22 protein-coding genes and 1 other RNA gene are annotated in these 23995 nt (G+C 50.0%); 13 read left to right on the top strand and 10 right to left on the bottom strand.

Annotation, left to right across the window (positions count from 1 at the left end):
* Positions 1–10: 10 nt before the first annotated feature.
* Together aspS and ssrS are read left to right on the top strand one after the other, a co-directional pair.
* Positions 11–1783 (top strand): aspartate--tRNA ligase, encoded by a 1773-nt coding sequence (gene aspS, locus IEX81_RS00565; RefSeq protein ID WP_188800756.1) that lies wholly within the window; start codon positions 11–13, stop codon positions 1781–1783.
* 77 nt (positions 1784–1860) lie between these two features.
* Positions 1861–2043, top strand: a non-coding RNA gene (gene ssrS, locus IEX81_RS00560) — 6S RNA.
* A gap of 80 nt (positions 2044–2123) precedes the next feature.
* Here the strand turns inward: ssrS and IEX81_RS00555 are convergent.
* Genes IEX81_RS00555 through IEX81_RS00520 form a run of 8 tightly spaced genes read right to left on the bottom strand, consistent with a single transcriptional unit; the run spans position 2124 to position 9719 of the window.
* A complete protein-coding gene (locus tag IEX81_RS00555) occupies positions 2124–2999 on the bottom strand; it encodes a hypothetical protein (RefSeq protein WP_188800754.1) in 876 nt (291 codons plus the stop codon).
* 13 nt (positions 3000–3012) lie between these two features.
* Positions 3013–3558 (bottom strand): PilN family protein, encoded by a 546-nt coding sequence (locus IEX81_RS00550; RefSeq protein WP_188800751.1) that lies wholly within the window; start codon positions 3556–3558, stop codon positions 3013–3015.
* Entirely contained in the window at positions 3555–4511 is a 957-nt protein-coding gene (gene pilM, locus IEX81_RS00545) for a type IV pilus biogenesis protein PilM (RefSeq protein WP_188800750.1), read from the bottom strand. Before pilM ends, IEX81_RS00550 begins: the two co-directional genes overlap by 4 nt.
* A 16-nt stretch (positions 4512–4527) precedes the next feature.
* Positions 4528–5283: a prepilin peptidase gene (locus IEX81_RS00540; RefSeq protein ID WP_188800748.1), complete on the bottom strand. Its 756-nt coding sequence runs from the start codon at positions 5281–5283 to the stop codon at positions 4528–4530.
* Positions 5284–5306: 23 nt separating this feature from the next.
* A complete protein-coding gene (locus tag IEX81_RS16750) occupies positions 5307–5741 on the bottom strand; it encodes a prepilin-type N-terminal cleavage/methylation domain-containing protein (RefSeq protein WP_188800746.1) in 435 nt (144 codons plus the stop codon).
* A 22-nt stretch (positions 5742–5763) separates the two neighbouring features.
* Entirely contained in the window at positions 5764–6972 is a 1209-nt protein-coding gene (locus IEX81_RS00530) for a type II secretion system F family protein (protein ID WP_188800744.1), read from the bottom strand.
* A 6-nt stretch (positions 6973–6978) separates the two neighbouring features.
* On the bottom strand, positions 6979–8013 hold the full coding sequence (locus tag IEX81_RS00525) for a type IV pilus twitching motility protein PilT (RefSeq protein WP_188800742.1): 1035 nt from the start codon (positions 8011–8013) through the stop codon (positions 6979–6981).
* A 44-nt stretch (positions 8014–8057) separates the two neighbouring features.
* A complete protein-coding gene (locus IEX81_RS00520; protein ID WP_188800740.1) occupies positions 8058–9719 on the bottom strand; it encodes a GspE/PulE family protein in 1662 nt (553 codons plus the stop codon).
* A 113-nt stretch (positions 9720–9832) separates the two neighbouring features.
* Between IEX81_RS00520 and IEX81_RS00515 the strand changes: the two genes are divergently transcribed.
* The 4 genes from IEX81_RS00515 to IEX81_RS00500 all read left to right on the top strand — a co-directional run bounded on the left by IEX81_RS00515 (position 9833) and on the right by IEX81_RS00500 (position 13411).
* A complete protein-coding gene (locus IEX81_RS00515) occupies positions 9833–10246 on the top strand; it encodes a type IV pilus modification PilV family protein (protein WP_229727412.1) in 414 nt (137 codons plus the stop codon).
* A gap of 13 nt (positions 10247–10259) precedes the next feature.
* A complete protein-coding gene (locus tag IEX81_RS00510) occupies positions 10260–10721 on the top strand; it encodes a prepilin-type N-terminal cleavage/methylation domain-containing protein (protein ID WP_188800731.1) in 462 nt (153 codons plus the stop codon).
* Positions 10718–12154, top strand: a complete 1437-nt coding sequence (locus IEX81_RS00505; protein WP_188800729.1) for a polymer-forming cytoskeletal protein — start codon at positions 10718–10720, stop codon at positions 12152–12154. The genes IEX81_RS00510 and IEX81_RS00505 overlap by 4 nt, the downstream gene beginning before the upstream one ends.
* 495 nt (positions 12155–12649) lie before the next feature.
* Positions 12650–13411 carry a Fic family protein gene (locus IEX81_RS00500; RefSeq protein ID WP_229727411.1) on the top strand — a complete coding sequence of 254 codons (762 nt, stop codon included), beginning with the start codon at positions 12650–12652 and terminating at the stop codon, positions 13409–13411.
* 277 nt (positions 13412–13688) lie between these two features.
* On the opposite strand, the gene IEX81_RS00495 is transcribed toward IEX81_RS00500, so the two are convergent.
* Positions 13689–14387: an RsfA family transcriptional regulator gene (locus IEX81_RS00495; RefSeq protein WP_188800726.1), complete on the bottom strand. Its 699-nt coding sequence runs from the start codon at positions 14385–14387 to the stop codon at positions 13689–13691.
* A 111-nt stretch (positions 14388–14498) separates the two neighbouring features.
* Positions 14499–15836 carry an AAA family ATPase gene (locus IEX81_RS00490; protein ID WP_188800724.1) on the bottom strand — a complete coding sequence of 446 codons (1338 nt, stop codon included), beginning with the start codon at positions 15834–15836 and terminating at the stop codon, positions 14499–14501.
* Between the two features lie 270 nt (positions 15837–16106).
* On the opposite strand from IEX81_RS00490, the gene cymR reads away from it, so the two are divergent.
* The 7 genes from cymR to IEX81_RS00455 all read left to right on the top strand — a co-directional run bounded on the left by cymR (position 16107) and on the right by IEX81_RS00455 (position 23796).
* Positions 16107–16529, top strand: a complete 423-nt coding sequence (gene cymR / locus IEX81_RS00485) for a cysteine metabolism transcriptional regulator CymR (protein ID WP_188800722.1) — start codon at positions 16107–16109, stop codon at positions 16527–16529.
* A 24-nt stretch (positions 16530–16553) separates the two neighbouring features.
* Positions 16554–17708, top strand: a complete 1155-nt coding sequence (locus IEX81_RS00480) for a cysteine desulfurase family protein (protein WP_188800720.1) — start codon at positions 16554–16556, stop codon at positions 17706–17708.
* Between the two features lie 25 nt (positions 17709–17733).
* Entirely contained in the window at positions 17734–18867 is a 1134-nt protein-coding gene (mnmA, locus tag IEX81_RS00475; RefSeq protein WP_188800719.1) for a tRNA 2-thiouridine(34) synthase MnmA, read from the top strand.
* 112 nt (positions 18868–18979) lie between these two features.
* Positions 18980–19657 (top strand): tetratricopeptide repeat protein, encoded by a 678-nt coding sequence (locus tag IEX81_RS00470; protein WP_188800717.1) that lies wholly within the window; start codon positions 18980–18982, stop codon positions 19655–19657.
* Between the two features lie 91 nt (positions 19658–19748).
* Positions 19749–22043 carry an SF1B family DNA helicase RecD2 gene (gene recD2 / locus IEX81_RS00465; protein WP_188800714.1) on the top strand — a complete coding sequence of 765 codons (2295 nt, stop codon included), beginning with the start codon at positions 19749–19751 and terminating at the stop codon, positions 22041–22043.
* 410 nt (positions 22044–22453) lie between these two features.
* Positions 22454–22651, top strand: coding sequence for a YrzR-like zinc ribbon domain (locus tag IEX81_RS00460; protein WP_188800712.1), 198 nt, complete (start codon positions 22454–22456; stop codon positions 22649–22651).
* An 83-nt stretch (positions 22652–22734) separates the two neighbouring features.
* Positions 22735–23796: an AI-2E family transporter gene (locus IEX81_RS00455; RefSeq protein WP_188800710.1), complete on the top strand. Its 1062-nt coding sequence runs from the start codon at positions 22735–22737 to the stop codon at positions 23794–23796.
* Positions 23797–23995 lie beyond the last annotated feature (199 nt).

Below are 23995 nucleotides of genomic sequence, written 5' to 3'. Positions count from 1 at the left end.
GGGTGAAAAAATGTATCGAAATGCAAATTGCGGTGAATTAACCGCCGAGCTGGCCGGAAAAACGGTTACGCTCGCTGGCTGGGTACAGAAAAGGAGAGACTTGGGCGGTGTCATCTTTATCGATCTGCGCGACCGGTCGGGCATCGTTCAGATCGTTTTCAATCCGAAAGTCTCTCAGGAAGCGTGGGACAAGGCGGACAAAGTCCGGAGCGAATATTGTCTTTCTGTCACCGGAGAGGTGACGGTACGCGATCCGGAAGCCGTCAATGAAAAAATAAAAACCGGTGACATTGAAGTGATGATCAGCGAAATCTACGTGCTGAACAAATCGAAAACGCCGCCGTTTCCGATCGAAGACGGTATCGGGGCATCGGAAGACGTTCGCCTGAAATACCGCTATCTCGACCTCAGGCGCCCCGAGATGCTTGAGACTTTGAAAATGCGCAATAAGATCACGCACACGTTGCGCCGTTTTCTTGATGAGAAAGGTTTTCTGGACATTGAGACACCGATCCTGACAAAGAGCACTCCGGAAGGCGCCCGCGATTACCTCGTTCCGAGCCGTATCCACCCGGGCGAATTTTATGCATTGCCTCAGTCGCCTCAGCTCTTTAAGCAGCTGCTGATGGCTTCGGGTATAGAAAAATATTATCAGATTGCCCGCTGTTTCCGTGACGAGGATCTCCGAGCCGACCGCCAACCGGAATTTACCCAGGTCGACATTGAGATGTCTTTCTTTGAGATCGAAGCGTTTCAGAATCTGATTGAGGAAATGCTTGTTGATCTGGTGAAGGAAGTTAAGGGGGTCGATATTCCGCGGCCGTTCAGGAGGCTGACTTATGCGCAGGCAATGGATCTGTACGGAAGCGACAAGCCCGACACGCGCTTCGGTATGACTTTGATTGACCTGACGGATATCGCGGCCGACAGCACGCTCAGAGTTTTTAAAGAAGTTCAGGAGAAAGGCGGCCAGGTCAAGGCGATCAATGTGAAGGGACAAGCGGCAAACTTCTCCCGCAAACAGGTCGACGAGGACCTGCGCGCTATTGTTTCGCCTTTTGGAGCGAAAGGACTCGCGTGGCTGAAAGTTGAAGAGGGCGGTATGAAAGGGCCTATTGCCAAGTTTTTCGATGAGGCACTGACTGCGCGGATCGCTGAACGGACGAACGCGGAACCTGGAGACTTACTTCTGTTCGTCGCCGACAAGAAGAAAATTGTTGCCGACAGTCTGGGTGCGCTGCGCCTGAAACTCGGCAAAGATCTCGGCCTGATTGACCAGTCAGCCTTAAATTTCCTGTGGATCACCGAATTTCCGCTCCTATCCTACAGTGAAGAGGAACACCGATACGTCGCCGAGCACCATCCGTTCACGATGCCTGTTCTGGAAGATATGGACAAAATAAAGAGCGACCCGGGCAGCGTTCGCGCCCAGTCCTACGACATGGTGCTTAACGGTTTTGAACTCGGCAGCGGCTCGGAAAGAATCTGCAATCATGAAATGCAGGAAGAAATGTTTAAAGTGCTCGGTTTCACCGAGGAACGCGCGGAAAAGCAGTTTGGTTACCTCATGGAGGCTTTTGAATACGGTGCGCCGCCGCACGGAGGCATGGCACTCGGTATCGACCGCATTGTGATGCTGCTGGCGGAACGCTCAAGCCTGAGGGACACGATCGCTTTTCCGAAGACTGCCAGTGCCTCGGATTTGCTGATGCATGCGCCTAGCGAAGTCAGCCAGGCCCAGCTCAGTGAACTGCACCTTGACGTCGCCACCTTGCTTAAATAACCTTTACCAGAACATGGCAAGCGGGAAATAGTTGATAAGCGCTTTCAGTTGTGTTAAGATGTATTCAGAAGTTAAAGAGAGTCCTGAAGTGTTAGTCGATAGTCGATATGTTTTGACCGAACATTTTTTGAATGGGAGTCCGTTGTTTTCACTCGGAACGCATGCCCGCGCAGGGACCCGTAAACTGTGGAACAGGGCACCCACCTGCTCACGAGCGGGTTTCAAAGCTGCGGCTTCACAACGGCACGTTCGGGGCACTCTGCTTTATTTCCTAAAGAAGAAACCGGAACTAGGTGTGAAAACCTTGATTCCGGTTTTTTAATATGCGGGTACTCTTCAGTTATTGTTTCGCCGAATAGAGCGTCAGCGTCAATGTCGCGGTAAACTCAGGCTGTGCCGCCTGAGCTGCGGCAGCCGCAGCTTGCCCTGACGAGACTTGAGCCTTTGCCGGATCGTTCCCGGTACTGCTATTGGCCGCATCTCCGGACGCCGCCGTGTTCCCGCCGGCTTTCGGGCTGGGCGGCTGAGCGGAATTCGCGGCCTGATTAGATATACCGCTGCCTGCTCCGCTTGAGGACTGAGCAACCGTCATGCTGCCGGGAAACACCGGATTGTTCTCTTTAAACATTAATTGATTGATGAGCAGCAGCCGCTTTTGCGACTCAAGATATCCGATAAAAGCCAGGATTGAGGTCCGGCTTTGCGCGTTCATCGTCACTGTGTAAATATCGGAAGCAAGCAGGGAAACCGCTGGATTTTGCTGACCGGCGCCCTTTTTGTTGCCGGTATTATTTTTCTGAGCGGAAGAGTTCAGGCTGCCCGCGTCCGAAGCGCCTTGCTGACTGGTTCCATTACTGCCTGATACCGGAGTACTGCTCTTGACAACGGATGTGAAAGTTACACCCTTTGTTTCCGCTTCTTGTTCAACCGATACAAAAAACTGCTCGATATCGGGGCTGGGTGGAAGAACGGCCTTGTCGACCTTTTGTCCAAGCTGCTCTGCTTTCTTGGCTTGATTCACCTTGTCCGCCAGGGCCTTTTTTTGCTGTGATAATTTCTTTTGATTAGCCGCCGTGATCGACTGATAAATCCTGATATTCTGTCGGGAGAAATCAATATTCTGCTGAGCCGGCAGGATCTTTAGTAAATAAAAAAGACCGAATCCGGTACAGACGATCAGAATAGACAGGCAGCTGACGATAAATGGTCTGTTCATAGTCATTAATCCTCTACTGATTAATAGGAAGGCGGATTCCGGTATTCAAGGTCAGAGTAACCAGGTATCCGCTCAGTCCGCCTGCAGCCGGGGGATTCGGTTGATTAACCTCGGTCATGACCACCTGGGAAAATGAATTTTTTCGAAGCTGATCGGCGAACGGCTGAATTTCGGCGAAGTGTTCCAGATGACACTGAACCGTTACCTTCCCGGAGTCGTTATAGGTAATGTTTACAACCGTCCCGCCCTCCGGCAGCTGTCTGTTAATCAAAGACCAGGTCAGAAATGCCGATAGCCGGTTTGCTATTAAAAAGTTAACAGCATCTGCGGGCGTGGGCTTCGCACTGACATTGGGCTGCTTAAACCCGATTTTTTTCAATGAACGTGCTTTCCAGACGGCTTCTTCTTGCTGAACACTTTTAAGCTGTGTATTCAGCTGCCATGAATACACACTCAGGCTGATAAAAATCAGAACACAGACGAAGGCAAACGCAGCGATCAGCCAGATCAGTTTCTTCGGGACTTTGTGTTCATAAGGAAGCAGATTGATATCGATCATTTCACGGCCTCCTTCATGGCGAGGCCGATCGCCGGAATAAGGGTGGCGCCGACATCGTCCGGACACTGTGTCGTTTCATGATCTATGGCGAGCAGTTGAACCTGAAGAGAGACCGTCCCTGAGAGAATTGCGCGAAATTCGGCCATCCGCCCGGGTTCACCCAAAAGATAGATCTCAGAAACCTTGTGCAAACCCTTCTGAAGGCTGTACTGGTAAAAATTCAGCATCCGTTCGATTTCGGTTGCCGCATTTAAAAACAGGATATCGTCAGAAGGGTGACTTTCAGGGTCTTTAAGGCTTACCTGGCGGACGAACAGCGGAATATCCTCTTGGATAATGGCTGCATACAAAGCCTCTTTTTCGAGCTGGACGTACATCCGCTGCGCTTTGGCGATCTGCGGCCGGTTATACTGCGCCCATCTGTCGATCCCGAGCGCGCTGAATTCCGCGCTGACCGGATTCAGACCTGCCGTGGCCAGCACTTTCCGGTACTGTTTTACAACGGGCTCCGGGGCCGCGAACAACAGGACCCGGGTACCGGTCGCACTGCGGTCGATGACATGGAAAGCGAAGACCGCCTGCTCAAATGGAAGCTGGATCTTATTCCCAATTTCGATAAAAAAGTAATTTTGCAGATCCGAGTCCGACAGGATGCCCTGAAGATCAAACTGGCGCAGAACAAGCTGAGCATCAGGAATCGCAAAGTACGTTTTTTTGCCTCTGGCTTTAAGCGCCCGGACCATGTCTTTCAGCCGATCTGAAAAGGCCTGCTCGTTCTTGACACGCCCGTTCTCAACGATTCCCGGCTCAAGCCATTCCTCCCAGAACTGCAGACGAGACAGGTCATCCGCGTTTCCTCTGAACAGGACCATCCGGATGGAATAATCCGAGAAAGTCAGGCCGACACTGGCGTGAGACTGCAATATAGGCAACCATTTTTCAAACACTGACATCACATCATTCCTGCTGTTAAAATAAGAGATGATAGTAAATCGCCATGAGCCGATCCCCGAAAAAATAAGCGGCCAGCATGCCAAGCACGATAAACGGAACAAAGGGAACCGGCTGTCTGCGCCTGATCATGCCGGTCAGCAGGCCGGCGACGCCAATCACGGCACCTATAAAGGTGGAGAGAAAAAAGCCGAGCAGCACGATCTTCACACCGACAAGCAGGCCCATAACCGCAAACAACTTCACATCTCCGCCGCCCATGCCCCCGCGGCTGACCAGTGCGATAAGAAGCAGCACGATGAATCCTGAAGCCGCCCCGGCTGGCGCGTCCCACCATGGGGCGAGAGGAAAGATGATCCGAAAAAAGGCAAACAGAATAAAGAAAAAAAGCAGTATCTTATCCGGTATCATCATTTCTGTCAGGTCGGTGACCAGCACGATCATCAGCAGGGACGCGAGCAGCCATCCGCACAGCATTTCCTCGATCGAAGCCGTCCACAGAAAACTGAATAAAAAAAGCAGTCCCGTTGATGCCTCGACAATCGGATAGATCGGCGAGATCTTCTGATGGCAGGTCCGGCATCTGCCCCGTAAAAAGAGATAAGAAAAAACCGGAACCAGATCGCGTATAGTAAGACGCCGCCCGCACGACGGACAGTGCGAAGGCGGCGAAATGATGGACTGGCCGCCGGCAACCCGCAGACCAACCACATTATAAAAAGAACCAAGAACAAGACCAAGAGTTAGGATATAAATACTGATTAGAATGGACATTAATTAACAATCCCTAATGTTGATTACGAATTTCCTGATGAACTTCCAGTTCCGTTGTTATATTGCAGTAATTGTTGTTCAGTGGCGCTATTGCTTGATCCCCATGGACCGCCAGAAGGCAATTTATTGTACGTTAAAGTATAAGTGCCATTTGAAATAGAAACTGAATAAGTTGCACCACTTGGTAAATTAGTTGTTTCAAGATAGCTTTTCAAATTGTCTGACGAAATGTTGGATGTACTAGCATTACCATGATCAGCTACATATAACTTAGCAGCGTGAATAATTGTTAGACCATCCTGAACTGCTGCCTTATTGTTTTGACTGTTAATTATTGATATAACACTCGGAATCGCAATCGCAGCGAGGATGGCAAGAATAACGATGACCGCCAGAAGTTCGATGAGCGTGAAACCTTTCTGATTTTTCCCGGATTTTGCCCGAAGCCGCTTAAGCATAAATTTCCCTCCCAAAATAGCCTTAGAAATTTTGATATATCTGAAACATTGGAATAACAATAGCCAGCACGATGACGCCGACAATGACTGCGAGAAAAAGGATGACGACCGGCTCAATCAAAGCCTTCATACGTTCCGTCATCTGCTCGACGTCGTTTTCATAGTAGTGCGCGACATGGTTCAGCATCTGATCCAGCATTCCGGTTTTCTCGCCGATCGCCGTCATGTGGAAAATAATCGGCGGAAAGAGCTTTTCCTGGTGAAAAGCTTCGGAAAGAGGCCGGCCAAAATCGAGGGCCTGTGAAACATTATGTATCGCGAGACGGATGGCAAGATTCGACGTGATTTTCTCGACAGAGCGGAGCGCGTCGATCACAGGTACGGAACTGGAGAGCAGCAGAGCGAGCATCCACAGTAAACGCGACAGCTCACTCTTATAGACTAAAGTCCCGATTAAAGGCAACTTGATTATAGCATAATCCAGTCTTAATTTACTAGATTTATTTCTGAAAACGATCGAAATAAGAAGAATCAGGACGAAAAGTAAGATAATAAGAACAGGCCAAAAGACCCTTATCCAGTCACTCAGCAATAAAATAACCCGGGTAATAAGCGGCAGCTGCACATGAAGCCCGGCAAACATTGACCTGAACATCGGAATGATCGTTGTCAGAAGAAAAATGACGACACCGACCGACATCAGCAGAACAAAGAACGGATAAACCATCGTTGTCGCCAGTTTTTGCTGCGATCTGTGCAGCCGATCGTAATAGGTTGCCAGATGATCGAGACTTTCTTCCAGGCGGCCGCTTCCTTCGCCTGCACGGATCATGTGGATAATCATGGGGCTGAACACTTTTGCCTGATTCTGAAATGCCCGGGAAAGAGACTGACCCTCACGCAGATCCGTCGCCATTTGCTGAATCACCGATTTAAAATATTTATTTTTTTCTTCCTGATCGCCCAAAATTTCGAGAGCCTCCGATACCGTCACACCCGCCTTCACGATGGTCGCAAACTGCCTTAAAAAAACGACTTTATCCTGAAGCTTCACCGTCCGGCCGAGCGACAATTCTTTGTACCAGATGGAGTCGCTGTGTTCATTGACCGAACGGATGGTCAGGCCCTGTCTTGCGATCTGAAGCAGCGCTTCCTGACGGTTAGCGGCGTTCAGACGGCCCTTTCTGACTTTTCCCTGATCAGTTGTGCCGACATAATCAAATAATGGCATGAACGGTCATCCCCTAAGCAGAAAAGTTTCGACCGACTCGCCGGCAATTTCCCGCCGCGCAAGCATGTCCTGAACACAAGAGGCCATCGTCTGCATATTTTGAGCGCGATTGACCTGGATCACACTCGGAATCTGATATATTTTCTTTTCACGGATCAGATGGCTGATCGCTTTATTATTGATCATGATCTCGGTGGCGACCCGCCTTCCTGAATAATCAGGCGTCGGAAAGAGGCGCTGAGAGACGACGGCAACAAGTTCCGATGCAAGCTGGATCCTGATCTGGCCCTGCTGCTCGGCCGGAAAGACATCAATAATCCGGTCAACGGTCGACACCGCGTCGTTCGTGTGCAGCGTGGCCAGAACGAGATGGCCTGTTTCGGCGGCGGTCAATGCCGTGCGAATCGTTTCCAAATCACGCATTTCACCGACGAGAATGACATCCGGGTCTTCGCGAAGGGCGGACCGCAGGCCAAGCGAAAAAGATTTTGTGTCATTTCCGATTTCCCGTTGCTGAATAATGCAGCGGTTATGCTTGTGAAGGTATTCAATGGGATCCTCTAGTGTAATGATATGACGCCTTATGCTCTTGTTCATATCATCCACAAGGGCGGCAAGTGTCGTCGATTTTCCGCTTCCGGTCGGACCCGTCACAAGAAAAAGCCCGTGCGGCTTGCGGCAGAGCGAATTCAGAACATCAGGCAGCCGCAGCGATGCCAGATCGGGAACGTTCTGGGGAATGACGCGAAAAGCGAGACTGTAGCATGAACGCTGCCTGAAGGCGTTCACTCTGAATCGCGAGAGTTTAGGAATGCTGTAAGAGAAATCAAGTTCGCCGTTAGCCTCCAGTCTCATGAGCTGTTCATCGGACAAAACATCTCTGATCATTTTATTCGTATCATCCGGTGTTATGGGCGGACTCTCCAGAGAGATCAGCTCCCCGTTCAAGCGGACGGTCGGGGGAATGCCGACAGAAATGTGCAGATCTGAAGCGCCTCGTGCACAGGCAATACTTAAACATTCTTTTAAAACGTCAAACATAGCAGCCATATCCTCCTATTTATTAATCCGGTTCTCATAATCGGTCAGCTGATAATTTTCAAAAGTTCATCGACTGTTGTGATGCCCCGGGTCACTTTAATCAGGCCGTTTTCGAGCATCGTCTGTCCGCCGGAATTTTGTACGAGATGCTGAATATCCCTGTATGAATGATGACTGATCAGTTTTTCAGAAATATCATCGGTCACTTCCAGCATTTCATGAACGGCCGTCCGGCCTAGATATCCGGTGTGGTGGCAGGATTTGCAGCCAAACCCTTTCATCAGAACAGGCGGACAGTCCATTCCCGTTTTTTTGAATAATGCCCGTTCAATAGGTGTCGCTTCCACAGGTCTGGCGCAGTCATGGCAGACCCTTCGCACGAGTCTTTGAGCCACGACTCCGCTCAGTGCCGCGGCGACGAGAAAGGGATCGACACCCATATCAATCAGACGATAGATAGTGGTCGGGACATCGGTCGTATGGAGAGTAGAGAGCACGAGATGCCCAGTCAGACTGGCACGAATGGCAATTTCCGCCGTTTCGGAATCACGGATTTCACCAACCATGATGATGTTCGGATCCTGCCGCAGGATCGCCCGGAGACCGGCGGCAAAAGTGAGGCCGACCGGCGCGTTTGTCTGAATCTGATTGATCCCCTCAATCTGGTATTCAACAGGGTCTTCAATCGTAATGATGTTTTGAGATTCACTGTTCAGGTGATTAAGCGCCGCATACAGTGTTGATGTTTTGCCGGATCCGGTCGGGCCCGTGATCAGCAGCAGCCCGGTAGGACGGGCGATCATTTTTGTAAAAGCAGATTCCTGTTCCCCGGTAAAGCCGACATTCGGTATTTTCAGCAGCAGGTCCTGGGTATTCAGCAGGCGAAGAACGACGCACTCCCCGAAAAGGGTCGGGAGCGTCGATACCCGGAGGTCGATGCGCTGTTTCCCGATCGCCACTTTTACCCGTCCATCCTGGGGCAGACGCTTTTCCGTGATATCCAGCTCGCTCATCACTTTGATTCTGGTCACGAGAACACTGAGCATTTCTTTTGGAAAGGTCCGGTAAGTATGCAGCGCTCCGTCAATCCGGAAACGGACAACGACGCTGAACTCGCGAGGGTCAATGTGAATGTCGCTCGCACGCTCTTCGACGGCACTGGTCAGGCATTTATTGATAATTTTAATAATCGGCGTGTCATCTTCAGCCGATAACACCGCCGCGTCTTCCGCCGGACGTATGTTCATTGTTGTCAGCAGTTCACTGACCGAATCTTCTTCGTTATACAGTTGATTAATGGCACTTGTAATTTCACTAGGCAGGGCAAGGGCAACTTTGATCTGAAAGCCGGTCATCATCTGCAGGTCATCGATGGCGAAAAAATCGAGCGGATTAGTCATGGCGACAAAAAGCATATTGTCTTTTTTTCTGTAGCAGATCAATTCGTTGCGGCGGGCAAAGTCCTGGTCGACCAGGTTAACGGACTGCTGATCAATGACCTGATTGCTTAAATGGATTTGCGGAATATTCAGCTGGATGGAAAGGACGTCGATCAATTGCTGTTCAGAGATATAGCCGCGCTCGATCAGTGCATGCCCCAGTTTCTGCGACGCGCTTTTCTGTTCAAGCGTCGAATCCAGCTGTTCCTGAGTGATCAGGCCTGCTTCAACGAGTAGATCCCCTAACCGGCGATGTGTACGTTTCATTTGATTTCCTCCCGAATGATCGACGATTTGATCCATAAAGCAGCACTTTCAATCTATGAATCAACCGTTTAAAATAGAAAACAAAGACGTGAATGAGGAAAGGACCGGGACTTATGAACCTGAAGCAGAGCGGAATGACGCTTATCGAAGTGATTGCTGCAATCGCTCTCCTGAGTGTCATGATCCTCACTTTTGCCTATGTTTTTATCCAGAGCCAGCAGGTCACGACGGACAATGGAGCGAAGCTGACAGCTTTGCAGCTCACACAGAAAAAGCTTTCGGAAGTACTCGGAGCCGGAACGCTGCCTGGCAAATCGCCGTCGGCGCCGACTTCGCCGACCGCTGCTCCGGGGAATACAGATTACTTCATTGAGTCTAATGACCTGGGCCTTCCGAATGGATACGATACCTATGTATACATCCTTAAAACCATTGGCGGGACCGGCGCAATTCCTGTTGTCGTCAGAACGTATTACGGCACTAAATATGTAGAACTTTACAACTATTATACGACAAACAGCAACTGAGAGGTACAGGCAGATGATCCATAATTCAAGAGGCGTGACTCTGGTTGAGATGCTAGCCGTTCTGACCATCGCTTCGGTCTGTTTCGCGCTGATTTTCACAATCTGGCTTTCCGGCGAAAAATCAGCTGGACGGACGTTGACAGAGAATGATTTGCAGGCCGACGCCCATCTTGTTCAGTCCCGTCTGACTCAGGCGTTCTTTAATAAAAATAACAAACCTTTTTCAGTCTCGATCATTGATGGGAAAGTTGAAGTAAAATACGATAGCGCCGACCAGGCCGAGATTATATCGGATGAAAATCTGTCTTATTCCGGAAGCCCGTCATCAATTGAAGTCAATCAGAGTACGAATCAACTTGAAATAAATTATACGATTTTACCGAGAGATCCATCAGGAAACGGCGCGTTGAGTTTTCAAATTAATACTGCGCTGAATTATCCGTGGAATGACAATGGGGGAGGGCAGAGCCATTGAGAAAATTGAATGTACTCAGACGGCAGGAAGGATCGGTGCTTCTCGTGGTTCTGCTGGTCATTGCTATTTTTTCGATCATGGGACTTCTTCTGACTAACGTATCATTCAGCCACATGCGGCAGATCAGCAAGGAAACCAGTCGTACCCAGGCGACAAATGCGGCCGAGATGGGACTCACGGTTTATAATCAAAAAATAAACGAGGAACTGAAAACCATCAATCAAAATATTCCTGGCACCTTTGAAGCCTTTAAAACCGCGCTGGATAGCGCACTGCCGGACGCTCTGGACTCATCCGGGGATCAGGTTATCCACTCGATGCAGGGCAATCCGGAATATGAAGTGGCGATCGGGAACGAGCATGCCGGAGACAATCAGATTCAGCTGACCGTGACCAGTACGGGGACCGTTCAAGGCGAGAAACGGATCATTACTCAGGAAAAGACTTTTAAATATGGGAGCGATTCAAGCGGAAGCAGCAGTGGAGGGGATTCCGACCGCACACCGGAATACATGGGGCTGTCACTGCCCTATATGGAAGGAAGTCTGATTCATCAAGGAAACTATTATTGCCATGCCAATGATCATGTTTTTATTAATGGCTCATCGGCCAACTGCGTGGGAGACACAAAGCAGGCCGTTGATTTTTCGGCCATTCAAAGCCTTTTTCAGGACATGCCGCTTGTAGTGCCTCCAAGTTCTCCAATAGCAGGAGCTCCGACTATTTCCGGGAATGATATGACACAGCCCCTCTTTGAGGGAGCAGTCAATTTTTCAAATCAGTTAAATATACAACCAATCAATGCTCCTTCGGTATTTGATGGAGACGTTTATGTGGACGGACAGTTAAATATTGAGAACCCATCAACCTTTAACGGAGATGTTTATACAAGCGGTCAGATGAACATTAAAGAAAACACGGTGTTTAACGGGAATGTATTGATTAATGGCCAGTTGAATGTCGAACAAGGTGTCACCGTGACTTTTAACGGCTACGTCCGAATCAATCAACAGATCAATCTGAAAAAGGACAGTGATGCCACCTTTATGAAAAACACCTATATTAACGGACAGGGAAATGACACAGGCAAGGCTACGTATGTGGGGAACGTTTATTTCGGAGGCGATCTGAATTCCGAAGGGGGCGACACCTATCAGGGCTATGTTTTCATCAATGGATCGAACAACAGAAGCAATGACAGTGCAGGATGGAATGAATCTGTCAATTTTGAGCGTACAGTTTATGTCAAGAATAACTTTTATCCGAAGAGTAATAAATCCGCGATCCATTTCGATCAAGGCGTAGTCATTGGCGGGGATTCATCCCCACAAACCAGTGCAAACGGATTGATTACGATTGGGCCTCAGCAGCGGGGCGGCAGCACGATCCCCGCGCCGGCCACTGTCGCGACGAGCAATACAAGTTATCAATGAGGTCAATCAAACGATTCTCTCGTTGAGTTTATGCCAGCGTCTCAGTTGGGTCAGAAAAGTAAAAATATAGCCTTAACGCCGATTCATCCTCGTGCTGCGCGGTCAAAGGCGATAAACGGCTGAGACGGTGAAAAGAAAGCGTAAAAATCTTTTTCCCAACAGACATCAGGACTTGATGAAAAAAAGATTGTAAGAATGCAGGGAACCTGTTTTAATTTGATTTTGAACAAAAAAGGAGGAAAATAAGGATAGGCAAACACAACCATGTTGAAGAAATCAAAGAAAAACTGCGTATCATTTTTAAGCGGCCTTCTGGAAGACGTACCGGAGGCCCTGGAAAAAATAGTGATTTGCTTAAGACTGTTGAAAAAAAATAACCGAGATTTCCTCAATTCCGTGGGGAGAGAAGGGATTGTTCTTTTCGAAAAACACGGATGACAAAAGCAGATTAGGGATACTTTTTACCGTAAAGAATATGGAAGGAGAGGAATCGAATTGCTTAGACTGCCCGATGACTACTTGAAAGATGTGTTGGTTCGCCTTGCACACCATTCCACGGCAATCGAAGGTAATACGCTTTCGCTGGCCGAGACGGTTTCCATTATTTTGCATAATGCACTTCCTCCCAACTCACGCAGCGTCGATTTACGGGAAGTTTATGAGGTCAAGAATCACGAGCAGGCTTTCAACTACTTGCTGGGCGAGCTGGATCAGAATCACCCGTTGACTATCGATACCGTAAAAGCTATCCATGCCGCGCTAACCGACCGCCTGCAGCATGATCGCGGCCAGTTCAAAACATCGGACAACGCAATCCTAGGTGCAGAGTTCCATACAGCCAGTGCTGTGGAAACGCCGCTGCTCATGCGGCAGTGGGTCGACAATCTGAATTATCGTCTGGCACATGTGGGAAAAGCAGCGGACCGCTATTTGGCTATCAGCGAAGCGCATATTGCGTTTGAACGCATCTCCCCATTTTCTGATGGAAACGGTCGAACGGGACGCATTCTGATGAACTATTCCTTGTTGCAGAATGACTTGCCTCCGGATGTCATCAGCAGGGAGGATCGCACAGCTTATATTGCTTATCTCGCCAGTGAAGATGGCACGGGCCTAAGCCAATTTATTCAAAAGGAATCTCAGGAAGAGCTTGACCGTATCCGCCGTTTTCAGAATCAGCAGGCTCAGCAGATTCCCTTTGAGAAGGCAGAGGCCGAAAATGAAAATAGGACTATTGAAAAGGGACCTGAACTGTAACGCCTGGACAACGGAAAATCTGGGTGACTACTATACAGGTCAGTCAAATTTTTCAAGGTTATTTGCAGCTCCAGAATGCCTCGCCCATCGCTTCGATTCTATAAAACCGAATGGCCGCGGCCGTTCAGGCTCTTCGGGCTGCCTTAATCCGCATAGCTCGCAAACCTTGGCGGCGGATAAATATACTGGTCCTGAAATCTGACAAAAAACAGCCTGGAGAAAAAGCTAGTAATCTTTTCTCCAGGCTGCTTCCATTTTACTAAACAACGTGGTTTAATTATTTCGCAACCTTCTCCAGATTTCCGTTCTGGTCCATTTTGAAAGTGGCGCCTTGAACAGACTCCTGGTCCTGGAAGGCAACCATCCGCCGGGCGCGGTCCATAATACCGATCAGCGCCTGATAATCGTCCTCCACGGTTTGCTGACGGCTCTGCAGCCCGCCGATTTCTTTTTCCAGATCGGCTATCTTTTGAAGGAGTTTGCCGTTTTCCAGCTTTAAGTGGCTGTTTTCCTGCTCCAGCCGGCCGGTCGTTGCTTTGCCGCGCTGCAGCGTCTTCAGAAAAGCGATTACATCGCCCAGATTTATTTCTTGTTGTTCTGCCTGCTGGTCAGAAACGACGGTCATATCCGGAGTTGTCCCGACCTCCGCATCCTCATTCTGCGTCTCTGAAAGATCTGCAATATAAGCGGTTTCCACAGCAGAAAAAACGGGTGCGGGACGAACAATTTTGCTCCGCTGTTCGGCGCGTTTCTTCTGCTTGCGCTGTTTTTTGGCAATTTCAATCGCCTGCTCGTATTTTTTGCGCACGATCGCGTTCCAGCGGAAGCCGCATGCGGCTCCCGTACGATTCAGCCGGTCGCCGACTTCTTCAAACGCATCAAGCTGTGTGCTGCCTTCTCTTATGTGGCGCAGAACGGTTTCCGCAAGCAGCAGATCGTCTTCATGCGACCATGCATCTTGTCTCACTTTTGTCATGGTATACTCTCCTTCTTGCATTCTTGCTTATTTTTAAGAAGGATAGACAACTTGAAAGTTTTTTATACACAAGTCATTTGCTATTGTATCATTCATTAAAATGGAAGAGAGTCATTTATTTTCCCGATCGCGTTCGGCAAAATAATCCAGTCTTTTCTGGATGGTCTTTTCGTAGCCGCGCGGCGAAGGTTGATAGAATTTCTTTGCGCGCAGGTGCTCCGGAAGGTAGTTTTGCGGGACATAGCCTCCCGGAAAATCATGAGGATACAGGTAGCCCTTCCCGTGGCCAAGCTTTACCGCTCCCTTGTAATGGGCGTCGCGCAAATGAAGCGGCACGTCGCCGATTTTCTCATTTTTTACAGTGTCAAGGGCCTGATCAATGCCGGCGACGGCCGCGTTGCTTTTCGGAGCGGTGGCGATGTAAAGCGCCGCTTCCGCGAGCGGAATACGGGCTTCTGGCAGGCCGATAAACGTTACAGCGGTGACGGCTGCGTTCGCGACGAGAATGGCGTTCGGGTCAGCCAGGCCGACATCTTCAGCCGCGTGGATAAAAATCCGGCGCGCGATGAATTTCGGATCTTCGCCGGCGGCAATCATTTTGGCCAGCCAGTAGAGCGTTGCATCGGGATCTGAGCCGCGCATGCTTTTGATAAACGCCGAAACCGTATCGTAGTGATTGTCCCCTTTTTTATCATACTGAAGCACTTTCTCCTGAATCGATTCTTCGGCGACGCCGCGGTCAATGTGGATCACGCCGTCTTTGTCCGGATCGGTTGTCAGAACGGCGAGTTCGAGTGCGTGCAGGGCGGTACGGCTGTCGCCGCTTGCGACACGGACGAGATGGTCGAGTGCGTCGCTGTCTGCCTGAATCTTATAACTGCCGTAGCCGCGTTCCTTATCGGTAAGCGCATTTTCAAGAATCTTTCGGATGTCGCCCTGTGAAAGCGGAACGAAGCGGAAGAGGCGGGAACGGGAAAGCAGCGCCGGATTAATTTCGAACATCGGGCTTTCGGTCGTTGCCCCGATTAAGATTATTGTTCCTTTTTCCACCGACGGCAGCAGTGCATCCTGCTGTCCTTTATTGAAACGATGGATTTCATCAATAAAAAGGATGGTTCGCTGTCGGTCAAATTTCAGCCGTTCTTCCGCACCCGCTATGATTTTTCTCAGATCGCCGACTCCGGCAGTTACCGCGTTCAGCTGTTCGAAATAAGCCGCCGTCGATCGGGCGATAATATGAGCAAGTGTCGTTTTGCCGGTGCCGGGAGGTCCGAAAAAAATCATCGGGGTCAGCTTGTCTGCCTGAATCGCCCGGCGAAGCAACCGGCCTTCTCCGACAATCTGATCCTGACCGACAAACTCGTCAAGCGTCTGCGGGCGCATCCGGTCGGCAAGGGGCCGCGCGTTCCACGTTTTATTGTCATCGGATGGAAAATCAAATAAGTCCATCCTGATCATCCTCTCAAGTTTGATATAAACCCGTCATGCCCGGATTCAAAACGTGCAAGAAAAACAGTTTTCGTCTATAATAATTTAGAGTCTGATCATATTTTACCATATTTAACGGATCGGATCGCAAAAGCGGCTTCCGCGCGCCTTCGTCCGTTTTTAGAGGGTTCAGGAAGCCTGGAAACCGATCGTTCTTTTTTTTATTGCGAACAGCAGAAAAATTTTTTATGATAGAGCAGCTGATTTTGACTGATGAAGAGGTGGTTCATAATGAAAATATCGACCAAAGGGCGCTACGGTCTGACGATCATGATGGCTCTGGCAAAAAATAAAGGCAGGGGTCCGCTCTCGCTTAAAGCGATCGCAAATGATCATAATCTGTCTGAGCACTATTTGGAGCAATTGATCGCTCCGCTCCGCAACGCCGGACTGGTGAACAGTATTCGCGGTGCGTACGGCGGTTACGTGCTGTCCAAGCTCCCGAGCGAAATCACGGCTGCTGATGTGATCCGCGTTCTGGAAGGACCGATTCAGCCCGTTGAAGTAATGGAGGATGACGATCCGGCAAAGCGCGAGCTCTGGGTGAAAATCAGGGACGCCGTCAAAGACGTGCTTCAGGGCACGACTCTGGACGATCTGATTCATTTCGATTCCGATCCGCAGGTGCAGGATCCGGACATGTTTTATATTTAACAGAAGATTAAAGGAGTGATGGGCATGGATCCGATTTATCTCGATCATGCCGCAACAACGCCGATCGATCCCGAAGTATTGGACGTCATGGCGGATACCTATAAAAATGTGATCGGCAATCCGTCAAGTATCCATTCTTTCGGCAGGCAGGCCCGGAGAATAATTGACGACGCACGTGATACGATTGCAAAATATATCGGTGCCGAAAGCCGTGAGATTGTCTTTACAAGCGGCGGAACGGAAGGCGACAATATGGCGATCATCGGCGCCGCGCTTGCAAGCAGAAAGTTCGGAAAGCACATCATTACGACAAAAGTGGAGCATCACGGCGTGTTCAGGACGTGCGAATATCTGGAATCCCTCGGCTTTGATGTGGATTATCTTGATGTCGATCGGACCGGGAGAATCTCGGTCGATGATTTAAAAAAGAAACTGCGTGACGACACGATACTCGTCACTATCATGTACGGCAACAACGAAGTAGGCACGATTCAGCCGATCCAAGATATCGCGCATCTCCTTGCATCGCATCAGGCCCTTTTTCATACCGATGCAGTTCAAGCATTTGGAACAGAGGACATGGATGTTAAAGATACGCCGATTGATCTTCTGTCGATGACGGGACATAAGATCGGCGGCCCGAAAGGGATCGGGTTTCTCTATATACGTGAAGGGGTTTCGCTCACCACTATGACACATGGGGGCGAGCAGGAACGGAAGCGCCGCGCAGGTACGCAGAACGTTCCCGCGATTGCCGGGCTGGGACGGGCGGTTGAACTTGTGCGCGATCGTCAGCCGGAGCGGATCGGCAGATACCTTGAAGAACGCCGGACTCTTCTCGATACACTTGACGCGGAGCATGTCGGTTATCGCGTAAATGGGAATCCGGATCATTTTCTGCCGCAAATTCTTAACTTATATTTTCCGGGTACAAATATTGAAACACTGCTCACCAAGCTTGACCTGGCCGGTGTCGCTGTCTCAAGCGGATCGGCATGCACAGCCGGATCGGTGGAGCCGTCGCATGTGCTGACCGCGATGTTCGGCCAGGACGCTCCGGAGACAAGGAGTTCGGTCAGAATCAGTTTTGGAAGCGGGTTAAGGTTGGAACAAATTAAAGAGGCCGGGAATGTTATTGCTCAATCTGTTCGGGAACTTGTCGGAATCGGGCAGGATTGACCTCTGAAAGGGCTGGTGAACAACTTTGGCGAAATCCCCCAGCAGTACGAGGGTCGTCGTTGGCATGTCGGGCGGCGTGGATTCTTCTGTTGCCGCTCTTTTATTGAAGCAAAAAGGATATGACGTGATCGGCATTTTTATGAAAAACTGGGATGACACCGATGAGAACGGGGTCTGCACGGCAACTGAGGATTATGAGGATGTTGTCCGGGTAGCTAATCAGATTGGTATTCCCTATTATGCCGTGAACTTTGAAAAACAATATTGGGACCGGGTTTTTTCCTATTTTCTCGCGGAATACAAAGCGGGGCGTACCCCGAATCCCGATGTCATGTGCAATAAAGAAATTAAATTCAAGGCTTTTCTTGATCATGCACTCTCACTGGGCGCTGATTATGTAGCAACGGGACATTATGCGCGTACCGAGCGGCGTGAAGGAAAGACGCTTATGATCCGGGCGGCCGATCAGAACAAGGATCAGACTTATTTTCTGAACCAGCTTTCTCAGGAACAGATTTCAAGAGTGCTTTTTCCGCTCGGAGACCTGGAAAAGCCGCAGGTCCGGGCGATCGCGCGCGAACATCATCTGGCGACCGCCGGCAAAAAGGACAGCACCGGGATCTGCTTTATCGGCGAACGCAACTTCAAGGAGTTTCTCAGCCACTATCTGCCGGCCTGCCGGGGCGAAATACGCACGATCGACGGCGAACTGAAAGGCTATCACGACGGCCTGATGTATTATACAAACGGCCAGCGGCAGGGACTGGGAATCGGCGGTCCGGGCGGTCCGTGGTTCGTCTGCGGCAAAGATGTGAAACGAAACATTCTGTATGTCGCGCCGGGCGCAGATCATCCGGCTCTCTACTCTCAGGGGCTGATCGCGGAAAAGGTCAACTGGATCAGCGGCGCGCCTGAAAAGAACGTTTTTCACTGCACGGCGAAGTTCCGTTACCGTCAGAAAGATCGGCCGGTCACCGTTCACGTGCGGCCGGATAACCGTCTGGAAGTTGTTTTTGATCAGCCGGAGTGGGCAATCACTCCGGGGCAGGCTGTTGTTTTCTATCAGAACGAGATCTGTCTTGGAGGGGCGACCATCGGCACCATTCTGAATCAGGGAACGGACGCGGCCATAGATTTTGTAGACTCGGCACCTTTATGAGTGCTGGGTCTTTTTCGGTGTAAAAAGCGCCGTTCACGCCAAACACGGTGAACCCGGATCCGCGGCCGCTTTAGTCTTGAAATCAATCATCTGAACAGGGGAGTTGTTCGTTTTGGAAAGTAAAACAGAAAAGGCTTTGCGTCTGATCAGGGAGAAGGACTATGCGCAGGCGGCGCAGGCTCTGGATCAGGCGATTTCCGAAGAGCCGGATAATCCCGCGGGATATGCGAATTTCGGAAACCTTCTGATCGCGGCCGGGCAGCTAGGACGTGCCCCGGCCTTTTTTGAAAAAGCGCTCTCCCTTGATCCGTCCTACGCATCCGCTTCATTCGGGTACGGAAATGCCCTTTTTGAGATGAAAAAGTATGATGAAGCGCTTGTTCAATTTGAACGTGCTCAGAAAAACGGGCTGAATGAAGGCGATTTGTTCTATATGATCGGCAGGTCCGTGCTTCAGCTTGGACATCCCGGCCGGGCGCTGGCGGCCTTTCAGCGCGCGGTCGAGTTGAACAGTTCAGACACGGAGGCCAGATTTCAGTACGGACTCCTGCTGGCGCAGTTCGGTCAACTGGACGCAGCTGAAAAACAATTTTTAAGAGTACTCGCGGAGAATCAGAATCATGCGGATGCGTTCTATAATCTTGGCGTCATCGCAATGTATCGGGACAAGGGCGCCGACGCAAATCAATATTTTGCGAAAGCGCTGGCTCTAAACCCCCGCCATATGCTCGCGGCGCATGGCCTTGAAAGACTGAAAAAGACCGGGGAATCAAACCCGCCCAAAAAATAGAACAGGATTTTTGAAACTCTGCTCATTCCGGTTCGATTAGTAATAAGCATAAAAGGATAAAGATCTTAAAACAGAAAGGACGGCGGGGAAAATGGAACAGGCAGCTATGGATTTATTTTCGGACCGGCATCCGTCGATTAAGGGCGAACCGGTGCGCATCGTTTTTCAGAATAACGACAATGGCTACACGGTGATGATCGTAAAAATTCATGAAACCGACGAACCCGTGATTGGAAAAGAAATCACGATTGTCGGTTACTTTCCCGCCGTCCATCTTCACGAGACATACCAGTTCATTGGAAGACTGAAGACGCATCCGAAATACGGCCAGCAATATGAAGCCGAACGCTACCGCAAGTTGCTTCCGCAGTCCCGCACCGGCATGGTCCAGTACTTGTCCGGCGATCTTTTTCCGGGAATCGGTAAAAAGACGGCTGAGTCGATTGTCGAAACGATCGGGGACAACGCAATCACGAAAATTCTGAATGATCCTTCTTGTCTCAATATAGTGCCTAAGCTGGAGAAGGAGAAGTCCGATTTTATTGTGGAGACGCTTCTGAAAAATGAAGGACTGGAGAAAATTCTGATCGGTCTCTCGGATTACGGGTTCGGCTCCCAGCTGGCCATGAAAATCTATCAGACTTACGGTGACGATGCGCTGGAAATTATCAAAGAGAATCCTTATCAGCTGATCCAGGATATCGAAGGCGTCGGGTTTCAGCGCGCGGACGAGCTGGCAGCGCTGCTGGGCATTACCGGAAATCACCCGGAACGCATTCAGGCCGCTATTCTCTACTGGCTGAATGAGCGGGCTATGAACGACGGTCATGTGTTCATGCCTTATAACGAAGTCATCCCGGCTGTTGAAAAGCTGCTTTCGCGTCCTGCGCAGGCTATGGATCAAGCGCCTGTCATTCGCGAAATAGATGTTCTTGAAGAAGACGGGCGGCTGGTACGGGAGGAAGAAGACGTCTATCTCCCTGAGCTTTACTATGCGGAAAAAGGCATCGTCACCGGTGTTCAGAAACTGATGGAACGGAGCGGAAATCCGGATGAATTTTCCGAAACCGAGTTTCTCGAAGCACTTGGCAAGGTAGAAGAAAAACTCTCCATGCAGTATGCGGAGAGCCAGCAGGAGGCAATCCGAAAAGCGATCCAGTCTCCGTTAATGATTTTGACAGGCGGACCGGGCACGGGAAAAACAACGGTTATTCAGGGGATCGTCGATGTTTACGCGGAACTGAACAGTCTCTCTCTTGAACCAAAAGACTATGACAGCGAGCACCCATATCCTGTACTGCTTGTAGCGCCTACAGGCCGGGCGGCTAAACGCATGAAGGAATCGACCGGTCTTCCGGCGGTGACGATTCACCGGCTGCTCGGCTGGAACGGCGGATCCGGCTACACACATGATGAGGACGATCCGGTCGAGGGAAAACTGCTGATCGTCGATGAAATGTCGATGGTGGACATATGGCTCGCCAACCAGCTGCTCAAATCGCTTCCCGAGGATATTAAGGTCGTCATTGTCGGCGACGAGGACCAGCTGCCCTCCGTCGGGCCGGGGCAGGTACTCGGTGATCTGATTCAGTCCGGAGTGATTCCCATTGTCCGACTGACGGACATTTTCCGCCAGGCCCGGGGTTCATCAATCATCGAGCTGGCTCACGAAATTAAGCAGGGTTTAATCCCGGATGTGACGGTTCCCAAAGCGGACCGCCGCTTTTTCCACTGCCATCAAGCCCAAGTGGTGGATGCAGTCTGCCAAATCGCGAAGGGGGCCGAGAAGAAGGGTTATCAGCCAAAGGATATTCAGGTACTCGCCCCGATTTACCGCGGAAACGCCGGCATAGAAAAGATAAACGAAGCCCTGCAGGAACTGTTTAACCCTGCTTCGGATCAGAAACGGTCCCTGACGTATGGCGACCACGTGTTCCGGGTTCATGACAAAGTTCTGCAGCTGATCAATAATCCGGACGATCAGGTGTTCAACGGGGATATTGGTGAAGTGGTCGCCATACTGAAGGCTAAGGAGACGACTGATAATGAAGACACGGTCGTCGTTTCATTCGATAATATCGAGGTAAAGTATTTGAAACATGATCTGAATCAGCTGACTCTGGCCTACTGCTGCTCGATTCACAAGGCCCAGGGCAGTGAGTTTCCAATTGTGATTCTTCCGATTGTAAAGGGCTATCACCGGATGCTGAAACGCAATCTGATCTATACGGCCGTCACGCGCAGCAAAGAATTTCTCATGCTGTGCGGCGACGAAGGTGCCTTTGGCCATGCGGTCAGTCGCAACGATATAGACAGACGCCACTCCAATCTGGCGAAAAAATTGCAGGAACGGATGCATGTGATACCGGGAGAAGCTCCGCATTAATTGAAGCGCCTTTTAAAAAACTTTGATATAGCTCTCGGCCCGTGAGCCCATGCGGATTCTTGAAAACGAAAGGGCTTTCATATCTAAAAAGCTGCAGGCCGATTGTTTTTAAGTTCGGCACAATTTCCGCCCGATTCAGAGCTGGTTAAGCCTAATTCGGAGCAAGCTCGAATATTCGGAGCGACTACCGTCCGATTCGGAGCAAGTTCGAAAATTCGGAGCAACTACCGCTTCATTCGGCGCAACTGATAAAACGGTCCCGACGCCGGCAAGGGCAAATATTCCGGCGGTTGCAAATGAACAAGTGGTATCGGTACAGAAACTTTTTTTAAAAAAGAGTATATTTTGATCCATTTTTGGACATGGATGCGAGTAATCAAAAAGATTGAATGAATTTGAGGTGAAAACAGATGAAATGTCCGAACTGTCAAGGTAAGAGTATCGGAAAGCTGAGTACCAATCAGTATTATTGCTGGGACTGTTTTATCGAACTGACACTTGAGAACGGTACATTGTCCCTAAATCAGGTTGAAGAAGACGGTAGCCTGACCACGCTTGACGATTTATTTGAAAAGGAGCAGCTTGAGGCGAAGGCGAACGGATTTTAGCTTCTATTTGCGGCAGCGACTTTTTCCTTCCATCGGTCATGTTTTTTCATGCACTGGGCAAGACTATGCGTGGAGGGATGATCATGCGGAAGTGGCCTGCATTGCAGTGGATAAAAGTCTTATCGATCCTGTTGCTTCTTTTTTTAAACGGCTATCTTTTTTACCGGCTGCTTCCGATGCTCAATGTCCTGATGCAGTTTTTCCTGAAAGTGGCGTTTCCTTTTGCTGTAGCGGGAATTATCGCCTATCTTCTTCATCCGCTGGTCAGGCGCTGCCACAGGGCGGGAATCCCGAGAACGGTTGCCATACTCGCTATCTACGCCATATTTTTTGGAGGCGTCGGATTTCTGCTGTACAAGGGCGGGCCTGTTTTCATGCACGAATTGAAAGGGCTGGATAAAGAGTTTTCAAAGTATGAAGCGTTTTATCAATCGAATATTGATCATGTTTATGGATCGACGCCGGAAGCGGTCCATGATCACGTAAATAAAGCTCTGGAAAGAATCCGCAAGGGGACCGCCTCCTGGGCGGACAAAATCATTGACTGGTGTTCCGGACTGATTCAATCGATGTTTACGTTGTTCATTATTCCGTTTCTTGCCTTTTATTTTCTGAAGGACGCGGACCGCATGAAAAGAGGGGCGATGCACCTCGTCCCAAGAAAATGGCGGCGGCAGACGGCAGACATTTTTTCGGAAATGGACCGTTCGATCGGCAATTATATTCGCGGTCAGCTGACCGTATGCGCGGTTCTGGCAGCATTGGCCTCTCTCGGTCTGTGGCTGCTCAAGGTGCCTTATCCATTTGTCTTCGGTACTTTTATCGGGGCGACAGACCTCATCCCGTATTTTGGGCCGCTGATCGGCGCGGCTCCCGCCATTCTGATCGCTGCAACCCAATCGGTTTACACTGTGTTCGGCGTGATCCTGCTGATTCTGCTGATTCAATTTCTTGAGGGCAACGTCATTGAACCTCTGATTGTCGGGCGAAGCGTCGATATCCACCCATTGTATATTATGCTCTCGCTCGGCATCGGCGGCGAGCTGGCGGGAATCGTCGGGATGCTCCTGGCGATTCCGTGCTTCATCGTCATCCGTACCTGTTTCCGCCATTTGAAAGACCGGTACCGTACAATTGACAAATAAGGGGAAACTCATCTATAATAGCGGCAGAATAATGAAACCGAGACGAAAAGAATAGCAGCAGCGCATGCAGACGTTTTGCCCTCTGCCCCTTTTGGTGTGGGAACCTGACATTGCCGTAACGCACTTGGGATAAAAGAACGACGGTTTTTGAGGGAATCTCGGCGGATCGGATACGCCGGGTGCAGAATCGCAGATGTCT

Source organism: Sporolactobacillus putidus, assembly GCF_014647035.1.
Taxonomy (GTDB): Bacteria; Bacillota; Bacilli; order Bacillales; family Sporolactobacillaceae; genus Sporolactobacillus; species Sporolactobacillus putidus.
This window is presented reverse-complemented; position numbering and strand designations above follow the sequence as displayed.

Excerpts from the sequence above, each read along its gene's own strand:
- aspS (WP_188800756.1), top strand. The coding sequence starts at position 11 with ATGTATCGAAATGCAAATTGCGGTGAATTAACCGCCGAGCTGGCCGGA.
- IEX81_RS00555 (WP_188800754.1), bottom strand. The coding sequence starts at position 2,999 with ATGAACAGACCATTTATCGTCAGCTGCCTGTCTATTCTGATCGTCTGT.
- IEX81_RS00550 (WP_188800751.1), bottom strand. The coding sequence starts at position 3,558 with ATGATCGATATCAATCTGCTTCCTTATGAACACAAAGTCCCGAAGAAA.
- pilM (WP_188800750.1), bottom strand. The coding sequence starts at position 4,511 with ATGTCAGTGTTTGAAAAATGGTTGCCTATATTGCAGTCTCACGCCAGT.
- IEX81_RS00540 (WP_188800748.1), bottom strand. The coding sequence starts at position 5,283 with ATGTCCATTCTAATCAGTATTTATATCCTAACTCTTGGTCTTGTTCTT.
- IEX81_RS16750 (WP_188800746.1), bottom strand. The coding sequence starts at position 5,741 with ATGCTTAAGCGGCTTCGGGCAAAATCCGGGAAAAATCAGAAAGGTTTC.
- IEX81_RS00530 (WP_188800744.1), bottom strand. The coding sequence starts at position 6,972 with ATGCCATTATTTGATTATGTCGGCACAACTGATCAGGGAAAAGTCAGA.
- IEX81_RS00525 (WP_188800742.1), bottom strand. The coding sequence starts at position 8,013 with ATGTTTGACGTTTTAAAAGAATGTTTAAGTATTGCCTGTGCACGAGGC.
- IEX81_RS00520 (WP_188800740.1), bottom strand. The coding sequence starts at position 9,719 with ATGAAACGTACACATCGCCGGTTAGGGGATCTACTCGTTGAAGCAGGC.
- IEX81_RS00515 (WP_229727412.1), top strand. The coding sequence starts at position 9,833 with ATGAACCTGAAGCAGAGCGGAATGACGCTTATCGAAGTGATTGCTGCA.
- IEX81_RS00510 (WP_188800731.1), top strand. The coding sequence starts at position 10,260 with ATGATCCATAATTCAAGAGGCGTGACTCTGGTTGAGATGCTAGCCGTT.
- IEX81_RS00495 (WP_188800726.1), bottom strand. The coding sequence starts at position 14,387 with ATGACAAAAGTGAGACAAGATGCATGGTCGCATGAAGACGATCTGCTG.
- IEX81_RS00490 (WP_188800724.1), bottom strand. The coding sequence starts at position 15,836 with ATGGACTTATTTGATTTTCCATCCGATGACAATAAAACGTGGAACGCG.
- cymR (WP_188800722.1), top strand. The coding sequence starts at position 16,107 with ATGAAAATATCGACCAAAGGGCGCTACGGTCTGACGATCATGATGGCT.
- IEX81_RS00480 (WP_188800720.1), top strand. The coding sequence starts at position 16,554 with ATGGATCCGATTTATCTCGATCATGCCGCAACAACGCCGATCGATCCC.
- recD2 (WP_188800714.1), top strand. The coding sequence starts at position 19,749 with ATGGAACAGGCAGCTATGGATTTATTTTCGGACCGGCATCCGTCGATT.
- IEX81_RS00460 (WP_188800712.1), top strand. The coding sequence starts at position 22,454 with ATGAAATGTCCGAACTGTCAAGGTAAGAGTATCGGAAAGCTGAGTACC.
- IEX81_RS00455 (WP_188800710.1), top strand. The coding sequence starts at position 22,735 with ATGCGGAAGTGGCCTGCATTGCAGTGGATAAAAGTCTTATCGATCCTG.